This window comes from Paenibacillus sp. BIHB 4019 (assembly GCF_002741035.1).
In the GTDB taxonomy this organism is placed as follows: Bacteria; Bacillota; Bacilli; order Paenibacillales; family Paenibacillaceae; genus Pristimantibacillus.
Window position 1 is genome coordinate 7,129,623 of the sequence record NZ_CP016808.1, and the last position, 18,988, is coordinate 7,148,610.

At 49.6% G+C, this 18,988-nt stretch carries 17 protein-coding genes, 1 pseudogene and 1 riboswitch; of the genes and pseudogenes, 2 read left to right on the forward strand and 16 right to left on the reverse strand.

Features of this window, described 5'->3' with window-relative positions:
• Positions 1 to 15: 15 nt before the first annotated feature.
• On the reverse strand, positions 16 to 1,590 hold the full coding sequence (locus BBD42_RS30885) for an ABC transporter substrate-binding protein (RefSeq protein WP_099521281.1): 1,575 nt from the start codon (positions 1,588 to 1,590) through the stop codon (positions 16 to 18).
• A 281-nt stretch (positions 1,591 to 1,871) separates the two neighbouring features.
• A riboswitch (cobalamin riboswitch) is annotated at positions 1,872 to 2,134 on the reverse strand.
• 225 nt (positions 2,135 to 2,359) lie between these two features.
• Between BBD42_RS30885 and BBD42_RS30890 the strand changes: the two genes are divergently transcribed.
• Positions 2,360 to 3,391 (forward strand): hypothetical protein, encoded by a 1,032-nt coding sequence (locus tag BBD42_RS30890; protein WP_099521282.1) that lies wholly within the window; start codon positions 2,360 to 2,362, stop codon positions 3,389 to 3,391.
• A gap of 86 nt (positions 3,392 to 3,477) precedes the next feature.
• Here the strand turns inward: BBD42_RS30890 and BBD42_RS30895 are convergent, their stop codons facing one another.
• The 12 genes from BBD42_RS30895 to rplU form a co-directional block, all read right to left on the reverse strand.
• Positions 3,478 to 5,526 (reverse strand): LysM peptidoglycan-binding domain-containing protein, encoded by a 2,049-nt coding sequence (locus BBD42_RS30895; RefSeq protein WP_172455682.1) that lies wholly within the window; start codon positions 5,524 to 5,526, stop codon positions 3,478 to 3,480.
• Positions 5,527 to 5,789: 263 nt separating this feature from the next.
• Complete coding sequence (gene pheA / locus BBD42_RS30900; protein WP_099521284.1) at positions 5,790 to 6,686, reverse strand: prephenate dehydratase; 897 nt, start codon at positions 6,684 to 6,686, stop codon at positions 5,790 to 5,792.
• Positions 6,683 to 7,663: a homoserine kinase gene (gene thrB / locus BBD42_RS30905; protein ID WP_099521285.1), complete on the reverse strand. Its 981-nt coding sequence runs from the start codon at positions 7,661 to 7,663 to the stop codon at positions 6,683 to 6,685. Before thrB ends, pheA begins: the two co-directional genes overlap by 4 nt.
• A 35-nt stretch (positions 7,664 to 7,698) precedes the next feature.
• Positions 7,699 to 8,985, reverse strand: coding sequence for a homoserine dehydrogenase (locus BBD42_RS30910; protein ID WP_099521286.1), 1,287 nt, complete (start codon positions 8,983 to 8,985; stop codon positions 7,699 to 7,701).
• A gap of 45 nt (positions 8,986 to 9,030) precedes the next feature.
• Entirely contained in the window at positions 9,031 to 9,468 is a 438-nt protein-coding gene (locus BBD42_RS30915) for an ACT domain-containing protein (RefSeq protein ID WP_056039935.1), read from the reverse strand.
• Positions 9,469 to 9,685: 217 nt separating this feature from the next.
• Positions 9,686 to 10,252: a hypothetical protein gene (locus tag BBD42_RS30920; protein WP_099521287.1), complete on the reverse strand. Its 567-nt coding sequence runs from the start codon at positions 10,250 to 10,252 to the stop codon at positions 9,686 to 9,688.
• Positions 10,253 to 10,460: 208 nt separating this feature from the next.
• Positions 10,461 to 10,988, reverse strand: a complete 528-nt coding sequence (locus BBD42_RS30925) for a hypothetical protein (RefSeq protein ID WP_099521288.1) — start codon at positions 10,986 to 10,988, stop codon at positions 10,461 to 10,463.
• Positions 10,989 to 11,253: 265 nt separating this feature from the next.
• Entirely contained in the window at positions 11,254 to 12,573 is a 1,320-nt protein-coding gene (gene obgE, locus BBD42_RS30930; RefSeq protein WP_099521289.1) for a GTPase ObgE, read from the reverse strand.
• 13 nt (positions 12,574 to 12,586) lie between these two features.
• Positions 12,587 to 13,324 (reverse strand): Spo0B domain-containing protein, encoded by a 738-nt coding sequence (locus BBD42_RS30935; RefSeq protein ID WP_099521290.1) that lies wholly within the window; start codon positions 13,322 to 13,324, stop codon positions 12,587 to 12,589.
• 126 nt (positions 13,325 to 13,450) lie between these two features.
• Positions 13,451 to 13,762 carry a 50S ribosomal protein L27 gene (rpmA, locus tag BBD42_RS30940; protein WP_046229372.1) on the reverse strand — a complete coding sequence of 104 codons (312 nt, stop codon included), beginning with the start codon at positions 13,760 to 13,762 and terminating at the stop codon, positions 13,451 to 13,453.
• A gap of 14 nt (positions 13,763 to 13,776) precedes the next feature.
• Positions 13,777 to 14,112: a ribosomal-processing cysteine protease Prp gene (locus BBD42_RS30945; RefSeq protein ID WP_099521291.1), complete on the reverse strand. Its 336-nt coding sequence runs from the start codon at positions 14,110 to 14,112 to the stop codon at positions 13,777 to 13,779.
• Positions 14,113 to 14,122: 10 nt separating this feature from the next.
• Positions 14,123 to 14,434 (reverse strand): 50S ribosomal protein L21, encoded by a 312-nt coding sequence (gene rplU / locus BBD42_RS30950; RefSeq protein WP_056039921.1) that lies wholly within the window; start codon positions 14,432 to 14,434, stop codon positions 14,123 to 14,125.
• Positions 14,435 to 14,791: 357 nt separating this feature from the next.
• Between rplU and BBD42_RS30955 the strand changes: the two are divergent.
• A pseudogene (locus BBD42_RS30955) lies at positions 14,792 to 15,655 on the forward strand (AraC family transcriptional regulator).
• Positions 15,656 to 15,838: 183 nt separating this feature from the next.
• Here BBD42_RS30955 and BBD42_RS30960 read toward each other — a convergent pair.
• The 3 genes from BBD42_RS30960 to BBD42_RS30970 all read right to left on the reverse strand — a co-directional run bounded on the left by BBD42_RS30960 (position 15,839) and on the right by BBD42_RS30970 (position 18,979).
• On the reverse strand, positions 15,839 to 17,080 hold the full coding sequence (locus BBD42_RS30960) for an Rne/Rng family ribonuclease (RefSeq protein ID WP_172455683.1): 1,242 nt from the start codon (positions 17,078 to 17,080) through the stop codon (positions 15,839 to 15,841).
• Positions 17,081 to 17,166: 86 nt separating this feature from the next.
• The gene (locus BBD42_RS30965; RefSeq protein WP_099521292.1) at positions 17,167 to 18,048 is read right to left on the reverse strand and encodes a M50 family metallopeptidase; all 882 of its coding nucleotides are present in this window, start codon (positions 18,046 to 18,048) and stop codon (positions 17,167 to 17,169) included.
• The gene (locus BBD42_RS30970) at positions 18,041 to 18,979 is read right to left on the reverse strand and encodes a M23 family metallopeptidase (RefSeq protein ID WP_081418972.1); all 939 of its coding nucleotides are present in this window, start codon (positions 18,977 to 18,979) and stop codon (positions 18,041 to 18,043) included. The genes BBD42_RS30965 and BBD42_RS30970 overlap by 8 nt, the downstream gene beginning before the upstream one ends.
• Positions 18,980 to 18,988 lie beyond the last annotated feature (9 nt).

An 18,988-nucleotide genomic window follows, 5' to 3' on the forward strand; every position in this document is an offset into this window, starting at 1 on the left:
GAGTTCACCCTTTACTTAAGGGATATCGACTTCAGCCGTCACATAATAATATTCGATCGGATGCGGTATGAAGCCCGTTACCCCTTTTTTCACGCCAAATACATTGTCAGGATGTACGATAAACGACTGCGGCAAATCAGCATTAATAATATCTTGGGCCTGTATCGCAAGCGCATTGCGCGCGTCGGTATCCGCCGTATCGTTAAGCTTATCGATTACCGTCTCAAGCGGCTTCGATTCATAATGGCTGACGTTCGATTCGCTAGCAGATTGATAGAAAATGTTCAAGAAATATTGCGGATCTCCCGTCTGTGCCGTTAGCATGCTGTACATAGCAAGGTCCCAATCGGACTTCGCAAGCTCAGCGTCAATATTTTCAACCTTGCGTATTTTCACGGTAATTCCTTCATTAAGCAATTGATTTTGGATAACCTCTGCCATAACCGACAGCTCAGGTCGGTGCGGGAACGTAAGAAGCGTCGCCTCGAACGGCTTGCCTTCCTTCTCCCACATGCCTTCCGCATTTTTCTGCCAGCCGCCAGCGGCCAGCAATTGTTCCGTCGTTTCCCCTGCTGCTTGCTCCGCCACTTTGCCGAATGGCAAAATTTCCGGGAACGGGCTTTTCGCTTTCGTGCCGTAACCACGCATAACCGATTCAATAATCGCCTCGCGCGGGATCGCGTGATCTACAACCTCGCGGTTCGCTTTTTCTTTAAACAAAGCAGAATTCATATTAAATAATACCATATGTGTACGAACGGATGGGGCAGACAGCACTTCCAGCTTGCTGTCCTTCTCTACCAGCTCAATGCTGTCAATCGGAATGTCCGTTGCGACATCTACTTCACCAGCTTGCAGCGCCATCAGACGCGTGTTGCCATCGGTCACAAACTTCATCGTCACCTCTGAAAGCTTTGCGGGTTTTCCCCAATAGCCATCATAACGCTCAACAACAAGCGATACGTCTTTTGTAAATTGCTTGATTTTGAAAGCTCCCGTCATGGCCGGGTAGCTGCCCGCTTCCTTCATGCTGTCAACATCAAGAATAATCGTGCTTGGATCAGCCAAGCTGGAAATGATCGCCGAGTTCGGCTGTGTCGTAATCACTTTCAGTTCGTCTGGCGCAAGCACTTCAATATCTTTAACTAGCAGCAAATCCTTCGCCAAATGGCTGTTCGCAATGGAACGCAGCAGCGATGCTTTTACGCTTTCAGCATCCATCTTTTTGCCGTCGTGGAACGTTACGCCCGTTTCCAGCTTGAACGTCCACGTATTAGCATCCTCCTGCTTCCACTCCTTCGCGAGCCAAGCGGATGGCTGCAGCTGCTCATTCAATTTAATTAGCGTCTCCCCTGCGCCCGAGCGCATAACATCCCAGCTATCGTCGCCATGCGGATCAACGCCTGCTGGGTTCCATGTGTACGCCATTGTTAGTGTTTTATTAGCGGCAGCAGCGTTATTTCCCGAGGCGGCATCCGTGCCCTGCTCTGCGTTTTGACCAGCATTCGTGCTGCATCCTGCAAGGACCAGCATCAAGCAAACGATCATCATTCCAAGTGTCAAGCTAAGTGGCTTCTTCGTGTTGTTCATGTTTCTTCGTCTCCCCTTCTAGTAAGCGTAAGCGGCCGAATGCCGTCCTGTGGCGGCAAAGCTGCCGTTTCGCGTAGAAATATAGAGAAAGGATACAAAAATCAAATCCTTTCCTATATTAAAAAAAAGCATCCCCGACCCTTAAGAAAGCAGTCAGAAATGCTTTTATGTTAAATAACTAAACCTTATCTGCGTCTGCTTGCCATGAAGCAACAAATAATCGTTAGACATTTTGCAATAAATGGGCATAACCAACCACCTCCCTAAGCACCGTAGGTCAAACAGTGATGTTAAAACAGGCAGGTCTCCTGACTTGGGGCCTCCCTCTCTTCCCTTCCCAGCTAGGGTAAGCTTCTGCTATTCGTCTTGCGACGAAAAGAAGCTCATCAGCCAGTGGCTTATTTGTGAGGGGAGCGCAGCCTGTGTAAGCTGCTGCCCTTTACAGTGGCGGGTCCGTGTCGGCCTTTAACCGAACTTCCCTTTTAAGCGAATGAAGACGTATAAGTTCCAGCCAACATTTCGCACCTATTTTCATTCAAGTATGAAGTTTTGCAGGCTCATAAGCCCGTCCTGTCCGTAATCCATTCTTAATCATAGGGAGGAAGCGGGAATCTGTCAATGGCTTTAATTCGAATATGAAAGTGTTTTCAATATAAGACTTTCATATTTTTTCCAGTAATGTTATATTGAAATTACTTCACGCATGATGAGCTTATTTATTAAGTTAGCCCAATAGATAACCTAATCAAATAGAAAAGGAATGATCACAGTGACGGTGAAAATCCTTCCAGTTGAAGAAAAGCAAATTATTGATTCATATTGGTTTTACAGTGATTTTTATTCTATTATCTCTCGTGTAGACTCGGAAAAATTATGGTTTATGAATAATTATATTAATTTATTCGATATTCCTGATCCAAACCAATTATATACCTTTTTCTTCAACGGTTATTATAGAGATAAAATGGTTGAGTTTTATGACTGCCCTTTTATTGATTTTCAGCGGATAGCGTTAGACAGGCAAAGCTCGACGATTTTAAATAACGACCTGTTTGATTTTATTAAAGCATCGATTGATGGCGGCTATTATGTAATCGTTATGATCGATCGTTTTTATATAAAAGAGTATGAAATTTCGGCAAAATCCCCACATGAAGTCATGATAAATGGGTATGATGATGCAAATAAAAAGCTGTACTTTTGTGACAATAATGCCAACGGAAAATATTCAACGAATATCACCTGTGATTACGAAGCTTTTCATCGAGCATTCCATGTATTAGAAATCGATGCCCATGATTTTAAAGACCATCTTTATTTATTGAAGCCGCTCGAAAATACCGATTATACTTTTTCTCTAACATATGTGAAAAATACGATGAACGCCTACCTCTTGTCTAAGGCACATACGGATGAACATTATAACCAAGCTTTAGGCACACCAGGGCTAACCTTCGGTATTAATGTATACGACAAGGCCTCCGAGTATTTAAACTATTTGGCTCAAGAAGAGGTAGTATTTGATATTAGATCGTTCCACCTGCTTTACGACCATAAGAAATGCATGACAGTGCGATTAAACTACATGATTAATAACCATCATTTGATTGATGATAATCAAATTTTAAGCAGATGGAGAAAGCTGGAGGCCGCGACGCACGCTGTAAGAAATTCCATTTTAAAATATTGGCTTACTCGAAGCCCGGATACGTTGTACAAGCAAATGGAGCAATTGCATAAAATAAAGGAGACGGAAACGGTATTGCTGCAGGAGGTTGTGGATCAGTTGAAGGATGGTTAGATTTATTTACACATCAGAAAGCACCTCTTCTCCGTTATGGAGAAAAGGTGCTTTTCTATTAACTTATTAATTTGAAAAACTAGCGGCTAGCGGCTAATCCAAGGGTTGCTGTTTTGCTTGCTTGTTCTTGAACGAGGGGCAACGGTGCGAATTACCGCTTTTTTATTGGATTTGCGCTGCGCATTGTTTTTGCCGTTTTTCACATTGATTGTCGTTGTTTCTTTTACTTGCTCATCCTCTTCGCGCTTATCCTTGCAGCCGCAATTGCATGGCTTTTGTGACTCAACCCCTGCGGTTTGCATAGGATAATATCCGTAAGGCGGGAACGGAGGAAATGCTGAGACGGGATAGCCATTGCAGTTGTTGCCGATTGGCGACACCATTCCGCCATAACCATAGCCTTGTGTGTTTGCTGGCGATACAGCTCCACCGTAGCCTTGCGTCTCTGTCGGCGATACCATTCCGCCATAGCCTTGCGTGCTTGCTGGCGATACGGCTCCACTATAGCCGTAGCCTTGCGTTTCTGCTGGCGATACGGCTCCACCATAGCCGTAGCTTTGTGTTTCTGCCGGCGATACCATTCCGCCATAACCTTGCGTGCTTGCCGGCGATACAGCTCCACTATAGCCGTAGCCTTGTGTTTCTGCTGGCGATACCATTCCGCCATAGCCCTGCGTGCTTGCCGGCGATACAGCTCCACTATAGCCGTAGCCTTGTGTTTCTGCTGGCGATACCATTCCGCCATAGCCTTGCGTGCTTGCTGGCGATACGGCTCCACTATAGCCATAGCCTTGTGTTTCTGCTGGCGATACCATTCCGCCATAGCCTTGCGTGCTTGCTGGCGATACGGCTCCACCATAGCCGTAGCCTTGTGTTTCTGCCGGCGATACCATTCCGCCATAGCCTTGCGTGCTTGCCGGCGATACGGCTCCACCATAGCCGTAGCCTTGTGTTTCTGCTGGCGATACCATTCCGCCATAGCCTTGCGTGCTTGCTGGCGATACCATTCCGCCGTAGCCTTGCGTTTCTGCCGGTGATACCATTCCGCCATAGCCTTGCGTCTCTGCTGGCGATACCATTCCGCCATAGCCTTGCGTGCTTGCCGGTGATACCTTTCCGCCATAGCCGTAGCCTTGCGTCTCTGCCGGCGATACCATTCCGCCATAGCCGTAGCCACTGCTCATACCGCCTATCGGATACATCCCAGGAGGACACGGATTATAGCCTCCTCCTTGGCTCATAGGGCTGACCATAGTTGGCTGCTGCCAATGACCGTAACCGCCTGTTTGTGCAGGTGATACCATTGTAGGCATGCTGTAGCCTCCGTATTGCGGCAAAGAAGGAGCCGTTGCAGCGGGAGATACAACTGTTGTCGGGTAAGTCGATGAAGCTTCTACCGCAGGCGTACCGTATTGCATAAACAAGTCAACGCTTTGCTGATGATGGGAATAAACCGGGTACGTCTTTTTCTCCACTGGCTTCTCAATCGGCAGCGGTTTTGGCTGCGGTACAGGTTTTTCCTCTGGTAACGTAGGTGTCACAATAGGAGCGGTTGGTGTCTTCGTTATTGGCGCAGTTGGCGTCTTCGGAATCGGAGCGGTTGGCGTTTTTCCGGTTACTGGCGCAGTTGGCGTTTTGCCAGGAATTTGCCCTGTCGGCTTTTTACCGCCAACCCATTGCTGTACGCCTTGCATGACCGACAGCGGATGAAGAGCATGATGTCCTGTATGACCGCCTGTTCCCGCTGCCGTCGTCCCCATTCCTGCTGCAGTTCCCGTTCCTGTAGACGGCGTAGTCGTCATATGGCCCGCTTTAGGCACATTGACGATTTCGCCCGTCATGAGCACATTGGGATTTTTAAGTTGTGGATTCGCTTTGATCATATCGGCGAGCGGAACTCCCCATGCTTTGGACAGCTTCCACAGCGTATCCCCCTGCTTCACCACGTATTGGTGCATAATGTCCATTCCACCCGTTTCATGGGAAGAAGACGGGATTTTAATTTTCATCCCCACCTCAATGACGTCTGGATTCGTAATGGAAGGATTAAGCTTCAAAATCTCCTCAACCGTAACATTGTGCTTCTGACCGATTAAGTAGAGGGAATCGCCTTTCTTCACTACATAAATTTTCACTTGCCGACAACCTCCTGTCACGTTCTTTAAATAACTAGCATGATTGCTGCCGTGCATGCATGCTTGCTATCAATCTTTATATCCTATGCAGCACATGGGCAGGTGTCCCCAACTTTGAAAAAAAAATAGCGAGCCGCAGCCAGCTTCCCAGAAGCTGTGCGTCTCGCTATTAGCAAAATATAAGACCATCGGCCTAATCCTGCCGTTTGAACTAATCTTACACCCAGTATGGACATGCGGCAGCTTGCCGCATACCTCTTAAGTTACCCATTCGACTGCTGCTGAAGCTGCTCGTACGTAAAGCTTGGATAACAACCAAGCACGCGCACCTGACAACCGATCGCTTCAATTTCAGCAATCGCTGCTGGCAGCAGCACCGTATCCAGCGACATCTCAATGTCGATATAAAAATAAGAATTGCCCAGCTTCTTCTTCGTCGGACGCGATTCAATCCGCGACAGATTGATGCGGCGCCATGCGAACGCTGACAGCACCTGATGCAGCGCACCTGGATAGTCATCCGGCAAATTCACCAAAATACTCGTCTTCTTGAAATCAGAATGCCGCGCCGTGTAGGGCTGCTCGCCAACGAGCAAAAACCGCGTATAGTTGTTGCTGTGGTCGGTAATGCTCGCCTGCAAAATATCCAGCTCATTGTTCGCCGCCGCTCTTGAAGTACCTATTGCCAGCCAGCCTGCTCCCGGGTTGTCGCGTACGATACGCACCGCTTCAGACGTACTGCCGACATGCTCCGTCTCAGCATGAGGGATTTCGCTTCTGAGAAATTGCAAGCACTGCGCCATAGCAACGGGATGGCTGATTACTTTCTTCACACGGGAATAATCTACGGCGCCATACTCATTCGTCAGCTCCGAACGCCGGCCGATTAAATTTTGTATCGAAGGATATACCCATTCGGCCTGAATCGGCAAGTCCACTTCATGAACCATCCAGTCCATATGCAGGCTAACCGAGCCTTCAATGGTGTTCTCGATCGGGATAATGCTATAGCCGCTTTCCCCTTTAACCGTCGACAGAAACACATCGGCAATGAGCCGATGATGCTTCCACTCTACTTCTTCTCCTGCAAAAAGCTGCCGTGCCGCTTCGTCTGATACAGAGCCCGCCGGCAGCAAAGCAACTGACTTCGTCGTACTCATACGGCCTCTCCTCTAATCCGCTCAAGCAAACCCAGCGATTTTGTGCCAGCCTTTGCCTGCTCTATAGTCACGTTCGGTCCTTCCGCACATGGCTTCAGCCATAGCGTCTGGGCTTCAATTCCTTCCTGCTTCAACGTCTCCAGCAGAAAATGCTCCAGCTCCTGCTTGCGCGGGCTGTCCGACTCTACAAAAGCGATCAGCGTCGGGCCTGCGCCGCTTAAAGCGGCCCCCAGCGCGCCATAATCGGCTGCATTGGCCAAAATCTCAGCCATGCCGGGAATAAGCGCTGCCCGGTAGGGCTGATGCAGGCGATCCCGCATCGCATGGCGAATGAGCCCAAGCTCGCCGCTGGCAAGAGCCGCAACGAGCAGCGAGCTGCGGCTCACGTTAAAGACCGCATCCTGCATGCTGATTTGTTTCGGCAGCGCATGGCGCGCCTTCTCCGTAGACAGCTGGAAGGAGGGAATCGCAACGAGCGCCTCCAGCTTCTCATGCGGCTCCAGGCGAACATAATCGGCCCGCTCTCCATCCCGCCAAGCGGATACGACAATGCCGCCGAACAGCGACGCGCCTACATTATCCGGATGGCCCTCCAGCGCGGTTGCCATCTGAAACAGTTTATCATCCGACAGCGGACTGCCGATTAACGCATTGGCGGCAACCAGCGCACCAACGATGGCTGAAGCGCTGCTGCCAAGTCCGCGTGTAAGCGGAATATTGCTGTACATCGCAATATCCAGCTCTGGTACTTGTACGCCCGCTTCCTTGAATACAAGCTGCGCCACTTTATAAATCAAGTTTGACTTATCTTCAGGGATACCTGTCATTTCGTCTCCGTACAAGCGAAAAACCGTATGCTCAGCAGCCGACATTTCAACCCAGGCATACAAGGAAAGCGCCATGCCCAGCGTATCGAAGCCTGGACCCAAATTAGCAGTGCTCGCAGGCACCTTTACGATTACACGACGGTTATTCATAACGTTATAAAGCTCCTTCGATTGCTAGTGTTGGCTTAACCTTCAACGCGATACACGCTTTTCACCTTGCGGATAACATCCAGCTCTTCAAAGGTTTGCAATACCTTCTGCATCGCTGCTTTATTCGCATCATGCGTAATGACGATAATTTCCGCTTCTGGATTGACAGGATTCGGCTGTTGCAGAACCGACTCCAAGCTTACCTCAAAGTCTGCAAATACTTGAGTAATGCGCGCTAGAACGCCTGCGCGATCTGCTACATGGAGAAGCAGGAAATATTTTGAGGAGATTTGCTCATCGGTTTTGAGCTTCTTCTCTTTATAGGTCATAATGTTTTGCTTGCCGTTAACGCCAAGCTTCAAGTTTTTCACAACGGCAACGAGATCGGCAACAATCGATGTAGCCGTAGGCATGCCGCCAGCGCCCGGACCATAAAACATCGTTTCTCCAACCGCTTCGCCATGAACATATACGGCGTTGAATACGCCATTGACTGACGCGATAGGATGCGAATGCTTAACCATCGTTGGCTGTACGCTAATGCTGAATTCGTCATCTTGACGCTCTGCGATGCCAAGCAGCTTAAGCTCATAGCCTAGACGCTTCGCATATTGGATGTCTTCACGGCTGACCGATGAAATCCCTTGAACGGATACATCCTCCAAGGCCACATTGGCACGGAAGCCAAGCGTCGCCAAAATCGTCATTTTGCGAGCAGCATCCAGTCCCTCAACGTCAGAGGTCGGATCGGACTCCGCATAGCCGAGCGCTTGGGCTTCCTTAAGCACATCGGAGTACGAAGCGCCTTCCTGGCTCATCTTCGTCAAAATATAGTTCGTCGTGCCGTTAACGATACCCATAATTTTAGTTATCCGGTCGGAGGAAAAGCCTTCGATCAAAGTGCGGATAATCGGAATGCCGCCAGCTACGCTCGCTTCATAAAGCACATCGCAGCCGTGCTCCTGAGCAACAGCCAGTATTTCCGTTCCATGCAGCGCCATCAAATCTTTATTGGCAGTCACGACATGCTTGCCGCGCGATAAAGCTTCAATAATATATTGCTTCGTCTGTTCAATTCCGCCCATTACTTCGACGATCACATCAATATCCGGATTGTGGATAATTTCCCAAGGGTCCTCTGTCAGCTTGGACGGGTCGATCGAAATGTCGCGCGCTTTGCTCTTGTTGCTGACCAGCACTTTCGCAATTTCAATTGCCGAACCGGTCTGGCTTTGCAGATCCTCCTGATGTCCTTCCACGATGCGGACGACACCTGTTCCTACTGTTCCAAGCCCTAATAAACCTACTTTAATTGGTTTCATATGATTCCCTCCATTTATCCTTCAATAAAATAACGTTCTATTTCATCAGCCTTGCCCGATTACGGCGGCTTTACGTACGCCCTGCTGGCTGCGAATAACATCCATTAAAGAGTCCAAATCCCCGCTGAGCTGGGAAACGTCAACTGAAATGACCACATGGGCAAGTCCTTGCAGGGGAATGCTTTGGTTCATTGTCAGCACATTGCCTTCATGCGTCGCCACGAGCGACAGCACCTTTGACAGCACGCCCGAACGATGCTCAAGCTCCATAGAAATCGTCACCAGCCGCTCACGGTTAATCTGATGCATCGCATAAACGCCATCCTTATATTTATAAAAAGCGCTCCTGCTCAGGTTCGCCTTCTCGGCTGCCTCATGCACCGTTGCCGCTTCGCCTCTGGCAAGCATTTCCTTTACCTGCAATGTCTTGAGAATGGCTTCCGGCAGCATATCCTCCCGTACAGCAAAATACCGCTGCGTCACTTCCGTCCCCCCTAAAAAGACATTTGTTCTTCTATAAAGGACATTATAGCGGAATCATAAGGCTGGGGCAATAGGTTTAAATGATAATCCGCTTTTAAACGGGAATAGTATTCAAAAAAAAACGTTCCCTGCAAAGGCAAGCTTCGCAGGGAACGGATTCAATTACTTATAACGGGCCGTTATCGCGGCAAAGCGTCTGGCGCGCATGCAGCGCGGCCTACTGCTCTGTCCAACTTACAGTCAGCTCGGAAACTCCTTCTTCTGAAGCTAGTTTACCGCCGATGATTGAAATAAATTCGGAGCCGGAAATCGTGCCTTGAATAATAATATTTTTATCATCGATCGTCTGGGCGCCGTCCTCCAGCTTCTTTTCATTTACATAATCTTTATAGGATTGGCCCAGCTTGTCGAAGCCTTCCTTCGTCTTGAAAACAAGCAAAACCGATTTTTTGCCGTTATCGATATTTTCAGTCGAATTTATAATAACCGCATCATCGGGAATCGGGAAATCGGCAGGCAAATAATCGGGTCTTGCGCTTGCAGACGATTCTCCGTCACCCTTTGTTTCTGTCTTACCCTCATCTGAAGGAGCTGGTGAGGCAGCAGCATCGCTTGGCGTCGCTTCCGCTCCAGGGCTTGCGCTTTCCGCAGTATTTCCCGGCGCTACGCTCGCTGTTTCCTGTGGAGCTGTATTGGTTCCACCAGCAGCATTATTGCCGCAGGCGCTTACGACACCCGCTATAATAACAACTGACAATAAAGAAAACCATCTATTTTTTTTCATGTTATAACATCCTCTCATTTCATATGAAAATTCTCATGACAGCGGCAGCTTCCTGTTTAAAATAAACATGACAGTAAAATCGTTAAGCTCATTAAAGGCAAGCAAAAGCAATATTACCACATAAAGAAGAAGACGGCCAGCATTCACCATTCCCAAATATATCCATGTCATGGTTTCAGCCAGGCCTCATAGCTGCTCCTCAACGCAGTCAATTTTCCGACCAGGTCACCGTAATTTGTGAAACGCCAGCTTCTGAAAGTGTCGTGCCCAACAGCCAAATGGAATGTGTTTTATCGATCGAGCCCTCAATCATAAGCTTCGAATCCGCAAACGTCACACTGCCGTCTTCCAGCTTTTTATCTATCGCATAAGCTTGATAAAGGTCAGCAAGCTCATCCATCGACTTTTTCGTCGTAAAATTGAGCAGTATCACTTTTTTGCCCTCATTTACCGAATTCGAGGCAGTCACGAAAACAGCATCATCGGGAATCGGAAAATCGCTTGGCAACTCAGCCGGTCTCGCAATAGCCGAAGTCGGTTCACTGCTCGCTGGCAGCTCGTCTGCCTCCGGCTCCGAAAGCGCTTCTTGTTGATCGGCTGCTGCCATCCCGGGCCATGTCTGGTCCACTGAAGCTGGGGCCCCGCTACCTCCATCCCCCGCCTCATCGCTGCAAGCACCAAGCCATACGGAAATACTCACCATCGTAATTAAGGAGAGTACTTTGCTTCTTTTCATTACGTTAAACATCCCTTCAACTGCTATTTTCCTTGGCATCGCAGCTTCGGCTGCCTAAACCATGCTTTCTACTGATTCAGCATACCTCCTAACACTTTTCTTTACTTGCATATGCCTCATTTGCGCCGAATCAATATGTTGCTCTGTATAGCTATTACACCTTTTTGAGCAGGTTGTAACAGCTTTAGCGCTATTTTCTGAAAATAAAGCTCATGGAGCACATAAAAAAAGACGGCTTGCGCCGTCTCCTTGTGCCAATATTCGATTAAGCCATATAGTCGCTGCCTTCGAAAAATTCAAAGGTGAAATCGCCGATTTGCACCGTGTCGCCATCTTTAGCGCCATGCTTGCGCAGCGCTGCATCAACACCCATTTTCCGCATAATTTGGGCAAAACGCATGACTGAGTCATACGAAGTGACCTTCATACGCTTCAAATATTTCTCGATGCTTTCGCTCTCGACTACGTACAGCTCGTTCTCCTTGCGAATCGTATAGCTGGATTCCTCGCGTTTCTCGAACGTAAACACCTTGCGCTCCGTAACATCCTTCACTTCTTCGATCTCCAGCTCGTCAGGAACCGACTCCAGCGTATCCATCGCCTTGTACAACAGCTCCTGAACACCCTGCTTCGTCAAAGAAGACATCGGCACAATGAGGTATTCCTTCTCGCCGCGCACTTCCTCCAGCTGCTGCTTGAACTTCTCCAAGTGCTCGGCCGCTTCCGGCATATCCATCTTGTTAGCCGCAATAATTTGCGGACGGTCGGCCAGCTTCTCATTGTAGAGCACCAGCTCTTCATTGATTTGCAGCCAATCCTCAAACGGATCGCGCCCCTCAGAGCCGGACATATCCAGCACGTGGATGATTACGCGAGTACGCTCGACATGGCGTAAAAACTCATGTCCAAGACCTACGCCCTCATGCGCGCCTTCAATTAATCCCGGTAAATCCGCCATTACAAAGCTGCGGTCATCACCAACGTCTACAACCCCTAAATTCGGCGTTAGCGTTGTAAAATGATACGCGCCGATTTTAGGCTTGGCCCCGGATACGACCGACAGCAAGGTGGACTTGCCTACGCTTGGGAATCCGACTAGACCTACGTCTGCCATTACCTTAAGCTCAAGCACAATCCAGCGTTCTTGGCCTTCTTCACCCGTCTCGGCAATATCCGGAGCCGGGTTGTTAATCGTTGCAAACCTAGTATTGCCGCGTCCGCCGCGTCCGCCCTTTGCTACAATAATTTCCTGGCCATGGCGTGTCATGTCGGCAATGATTTCCTGCGAGTCATCGTCAATAATGATCGTGCCGGGAGGAATGCGTACGATCATATCATCCGCACCTGCACCATGCATGCTCTTCACTTTGCCGCGCTCGCCGCGCTCGCCTTTAAAATGCTTCTGATAGCGGAAATCCATCAGCGTGCGCAAGCCTTCATCTACGCGAAAAATAATATTTCCGCCTTTACCGCCATCGCCACCGGCAGGCCCGCCCTCCGGTACGTATTTCTCACGACGATAGGAGACGATGCCGTCGCCGCCGTTGCCGCCTTTTACAAATATTTTCGCTTTATCCACAAACATGTTGTGCCCCCGTTCAAGCGCGCTTTTCCGCCTTAAGCCGTATTTCCTCCTGCGGATGTTCAATATCGACCGCCTGCAGAGCCGCGCCTTTCAACTGCTGTTTTATTTGATCCTTCAATTGTTGCTCGTCAATTAGCTCGCCTTCCAGATCGAAAGCAACGTGGAGCTGCTGCCCGTCCCAATCCAGTGCCAGCGTAAGTACGGCGACTTCGCCAAAACCAGGCTTAACCGCCAGACGATAGCCATTCATTATGCCAATCAATGCTTCGGAGATTTCGGTGCTGGCAAGCGGCAGTTCAACTAAATTCAAATCCTGCTCAATGTCCACCTTCAGCTCAAGCGAGCTTGTCAGTGTACGAAAGCCCTGGATGTAGCTGACGAGCGCCGGCTCCCCAAGCTTTGAAATTTGGCTCTCCGTAAGCATCTTTGCCCTTATTTTCTCCACATATTCCACCGTTTTATCCGGTTTCTGCATCCGTGTGTAGCCATATAGCACTTGCAGATCGTTCATCCAGTCATGCCGATGATGGTTAAGCGTCCTCATCCCCGCGGCCTGCAGGCTGTGTATCGTAAGCGCGAGCTGCTTCGCATGCTCACGCCGCTCCGAGCGAATCCAGATGGCTGCAGCAGCCGCAAACCAAAGCATGAAAAGCACAAGCAGCCAGACTGACGAAGGCCATACAAGCATAGCCACAGCCGGTAGCACAATAGAAAAAGCCGCGATGTGCTTTGCCGATTTAATGCGATCCATTCATTGATCCCACTTTCTCCCGCATGTTTCCCAGCTAATTCAGTATAACATGTCGCTGCATTAGCCGATAGGTCTTTAAGCAGCAAATGCCCCGGCCTACACGCGAGGCCGGGGCATTTGCTGCTATTATGCTTCTACTGCTGCGGCTACTGGAGCCAGGTCCACTGGATACACGCTCACTTTTTTGCGATCGCGTCCCCAACGCTCAAACTTTACAACGCCTTCGACTTTCGCATAAAGCGTATCGTCTTTGCCGATGCCTACGTTAGTTCCTGGGTGAATTTTTGTTCCGCGTTGACGGAACAAGATGCTTCCAGCAGATACGGTTTGACCGTCAGCACGTTTAGCGCCAAGACGCTTCGATTGACTGTCACGTCCGTTCTTTGTGGAACCTACACCTTTCTTCGAAGCGAAAAGCTGAAGATTCAGTTTCAACATGAGATTTCCCTCCCTCATTCAAGAGATTGTTGTTTAATCACAACATATTTTCCGTAGGACTCTGCAATCGTATTAAGCATCACGATCATCGACTCCAGCAGCAGCTGCACCTTATGAGCGGTTTCCTGATCAGCTATAACCGGAATATCCGATGATAGCCATCCATTGTCCATTGCATAAGGAAGCTTCACCTCTGCCAGAGCTTCAATCGAGTTGACCGTACCGACTGATACAGCCGATACGCCAGCGCAGACGATGTCTTTGCCGTGCTTCGCATACTTCGCATGACCTTTAATCTTAAACGATGTAATCCGCTTGTCAGCATTTCGTACAATCGTAACCGTGATCATAATAATCCTCTTACGCTTGGATTTTGCCGATCGTTACTTTTGTGTACGGTTGACGATGACCTTGCTTACGACGGTAGTTCTTTTTGGCTTTGTATTTGTAAACGATGATCTTTTGGCCTCTGCCTTGTTTTTCAACAGTAGCAGAAACAGTAGCGCCGGAAATAACTGGAGTACCAGTTACAAGACCGTCAGCACCGGATACAGCCAACACGCGATCAAACGTTACGCTTTCGCCTGCATTGGCGTTCAGTTTTTCGATGAAAAGCACATCGCCTTCCTGAACTTTGTATTGCTTGCCGCCAGTTTCGATAATTGCGAACATTGTGAGTGCACCTCCTTATTGTCGAAGACTCGCCTAATCCAGGTGAATGGCAGCATGGGCTGCTATTGCTTGTACCCGATCGGAGCGGTATCTGCAAGTCCGCTGTATATAACAATCAGACATACTTGAACATTTTAGCATACAAAATAGAATCAAGCAACCTCTATTCTCCGCAAATGTCTAGCAGCAAAACGATTTTCCCCGCTTTATTGTCCCAATAATTTTAATTTTGTATAATGAGGCCAGTCTTATCGAACGCTTTTTATGCAGAAGCATCTGTCTGAAGCGAGCACGCAATGACAGGCAGACGGTACATCGTTCATGCTACCATTTAAAAGCAAAGGAAGGTTTTGCGGCATGGATGCCATACTTCGAATGAAAGATGCGCTCGACCTCATGGAGCAAAAAATGGAGGAGCGCCTCGACATCGCCGAAATCGCCAAAGCCGCCTATGTTTCGCCATTCCATTTTCAGCGGATGTTCCACATGCTGACGGGAATGACGGTAGCGGAATATATTCGCAGGCGCAAGCTGACACTCGCGGCACAGGAGCTGACGTCAAGCACCATTAAAGTCGTAGATGTTGCTTTAAAATACGGCTATGATTCCCCAGAATCCTTTTCCAAGGCGTTTCGCCGCATTCATGGCATCTCGCCGTCGAAAGCGAGAGCACTGGGCGTTTCATTGAAAGCATTCCCCCGCATTTCATTCCAGCTATCATTGAAAGGAGACAAGGACATGGATTATCGGATCGTGGAAAAAGAAGCTTTTCAAATTGTCGGCTTGTCCTATGAAGTAAGCTGTAAGAACGGACAAAATTTCATCGACATCCCTAAACTATGGGAGGCATTCAACCATAGCGATGCGCCCGCCGAGCTGTATTCCAAAGGAGACGGGGCTATTATCGGTGTCTGCCTGGACGGCCAGCCTGATAAAGAAACCTTTACCTATATGATTGCCACTAAAGTGACGCCTAATGAAGCTGATTCAGAAAAGAAATATATTGCCCGCACCGTTCCTGCGGCTACATAGGCCATCTTCACTTCGACCGGCCCTCTGCCGGATTCGCTTCAAAACGTATTCCGCCGCATATTCCAGGAATGGTTTCCCGCAACTGGCTATGAGCATTCTGGAGGCCCGGAGCTGGAGGTTTATTTTGAAGGCGATACTTGCGCTGAGGATTACCACTGCGAAGTGTGGATTCCGATTATGAAAAAATGATCCGCTTAAAATGATGCGAATCACTAGTCACCGCGTGAATTAGTCATTGCGCGTTATGCTCGCAGGTGAACAGCCAAATTAGCTGCAGCCTGCTGAAATCAGCAAAAGCGACCACTGGAGGGAGGCCCTTCAGTGGTCGCTTTCTTAATTTGCACATACCATCTTCATAATGTTGTTTCATGCTTAAGCCTGCAACTTCCTTCCGCTTCCTCCGCAGCACGGGCAGCGCTCCGTCAGCTGGCCCGCCGCACCCTCCCGCGCCTTTTTGCGGGTCACTTCCATAAGCCCCAGCCTTGTCCAGCCAACGACCGAGCATTTTGTCCGGTCCCGCCTTGCCCATTCATTCAGGCGTGCCATAATCCGCTCGCGGTTTGGTTCATTTTCCATATCGATAAAATCAATAATAATGATTCCGCCCACATCACGAAGCCGCAGCAGCCGGGCAATCTCATCAGCCGCCTCTAAATTCGTGCGGAAAACAGTATCTTCTAAATTCGTAGCACCTGTAAATTTGCCCGTATTCACATCAATAACGGTTAAAGCTTCCGTCTCTCCCCATATGAGAGAGCCGCCGCTTGCGAGCCGAATATTCGGCTGGAATGCTTCATGGACCTGCCTAGTGACGTCAAAAGCATCAAAAAGCGCAAGCGAGGCATTTTTGTCATACAGCTTGAGCCGTTTCTCAAGCTGGGGTGTCATTTCCCTCAGCAGCGCAGCTGCTTCCTGCAGGCGGGATGCATCATCAATCCATACCTCTTCCACTTCCATATCCAGCGTATCGCGGACAATTCGCCGCAGCAGCCCGGCTTCCATATGAAGGCCCATTGGTGCTTTGGCTACCTCTGCCTGGGTTATTATACGATCCCAGATAGCGCGAAGCTGGGCAACATCAGCGGCAAGCGACTGCTCGGTTTCTCCCGAGGCCGCCGTCCTAAGGATGATGCCTTCCTCGCCTTGCAGCAGCTGTTCGCCAACATTGCGCAGTCTGGCACGCTCGCTGTCGGCAGCAATTTTTCTCGAAACGCCTACATATCCAGCCTGCGGCATGAGCACCAGCCAGCGCCCCGGCAATGTAAAATGGGTCGTTACCCTGGCCCCCTTGCCGCCAAGCGGCTCCTTCATCACCTGTACAATAAGCTCTTGGCCTGGCCGAACAAGCTCTTCAATCGAGGGCTTTGTTTCCGGCTGCTTCTCCAAATTGGGATGCAATAAATCATCTATATAAAGAAAAGCATTTTTGCCAAGGCCAATATCTACGAATGCCGCCTGCATGCCAGGCAATACGTTAATGACACGCCCTTTGTAGACATTGCCTACGAGGCCGCTTTTCTCCGACCGTTCCATAAAAAATTCCATGAGCCGGCCATCCTGCAAAACAGCTGTTTGAAGCATTTCTCCGTCACTGTGCATCAACATTTGCTTCATCTCTCAAACATCACCCGCCAGCTCTCACGTTTTCTTCTATATTAACACAAGTCGCGGCGTCAGTTCCTTATCTGTTTTTGGATTCCTTAAGGCAGCAGCTCAATAACAGGCCGGTTCGGATTGCGCTCAAGCAAATAACGATCTACAACACGCTGCTCTGGAGCCACCCTGGCTATGCTGGAGCCGCGCTCCATAATATAAAACAGGTGATACCGCTCGCGCCACAGCAAACGGACGGCATAAACCGCAGAGTGCCTGCCATCCACCACGATAGGGCTGGCAAGCACGCCTTGCGCCATTTTACGGATCGCTACCTGGTCGCGATGCATAAGAAAGCGAAGGAATAAATACGGGATGCTCCGATTATAGGTCCAGTTCGTCATAAACAGAAACGTTCCAATGACGAGCAGATTCATTTGAATGCCGCCGCCGGGACGCAGCAGCCCCAGCAGTGAAACGCTGATCATCAAGCTGCTAAGCACAAGGCTGATGCGTGCCGTCCAGCGCATGACGCTGTAAAAGTTCAAGCTATAGCTAAGGGCAGCCTGCAGCAGCTTCCCGCCATCAAGCGGATAAATCGGCAATAAATTGAATAAGCCAATCATCATATTGGCATTAACGACATAGGCCGACCATTCGGAATCCCACAGCCCTAACTGGCCGAGACCCCAGGCAGCTAGTCCCATCCATACATTTTGCAGCGGGCCGGCTATCGCTACGAGCGCATCCTCTCCTGCCGGCAGGCTGCCCGCATCCTCCACTTCAGCCACACCGCCGAACGGCAGCAGCTTAACTTCACGAATATGCCAGCCAAAATAACGCGCCACCAGCACATGGCCTGCTTCATGGACAATAACGATTAAAAACAAGGTAAACAGCTCGACAAAATAACCTGTTAATACCGAGGCCGCCATTACCAGCACAAACAACGGATGCACCGACCAGCGAATGCCCCTCCATTTAACCAAGCGGGATCACGCTTACCGGATCAATATAGCGGTCGTTTTGCTTAATTGCAAAATAAAGCAGGCTCGGTTCCTCGCCGCTTGCTCTGCGCAGGCTCCCGACCTGGTCGCCCGCTTCTACCCAATCATTCACGCCAACCGATGCATACCCTAGCTTGCCATATACGCTGACTCGTTCATCCGCATGCTGAACTACGACGGTTACTCCATCATCCGATGGCTCCGAGACTACAAGCACTCTGCCCGTCTCCACCGCATTTACCGCTTCCTCCGATGACCCTGCAAGCTCAACACCATTCAGCAGCTCGGCAAATGTACGTACGATAGCACCGCCCTCAAGCGGAGCAACGATAGGCAGCTTGACAGTCCCTTCGGCAGCCGTCGCCTCCTTCTGCTCCTCTTGAAAAATCGGAATAAACGTCGGCGCTCCTGCAAACGTTTCTTTATACCACTTGGCCGCACTTGCAAAATCCAGCTCATCATGAAGCGCCTGTGCTACATAAGTTCGGCTCTCCAATGCCCACTCCTCATCGGTCTGGTATAAGCCCCATATGCCGGCGAACAATACAGCTGCCGCAATCATTTTCCAGCGCAGCTCACGAAAAAAAGGATGTGGTCGTCCCCCTTTTGGCGGTTCCGCATACGGCGGTTCTCCCGGCTCATTTCTGTATCGATAATCGATACGGCTCGTCCGGCTTCGCTGATCATCCTGTATCTGCGTCCAGCCATCCCAAGGATTCGGGCTCTCTTTCCACAGTTTCTCCGGATCCCGCTCCTCCTCATCCAGCACGGGATAGGACGGCGGCACAGCCGGCACACTGTATTCCACTCTTGAAAGCCGCTCTTGCATGAATCCATCCCGAACAGGCTGCTCCATCAATCGTCTAATTTTCTCTTCTCGGCGCTTGCGCACCGCTTCCTTCGTATCCATCATCCGTTCCTC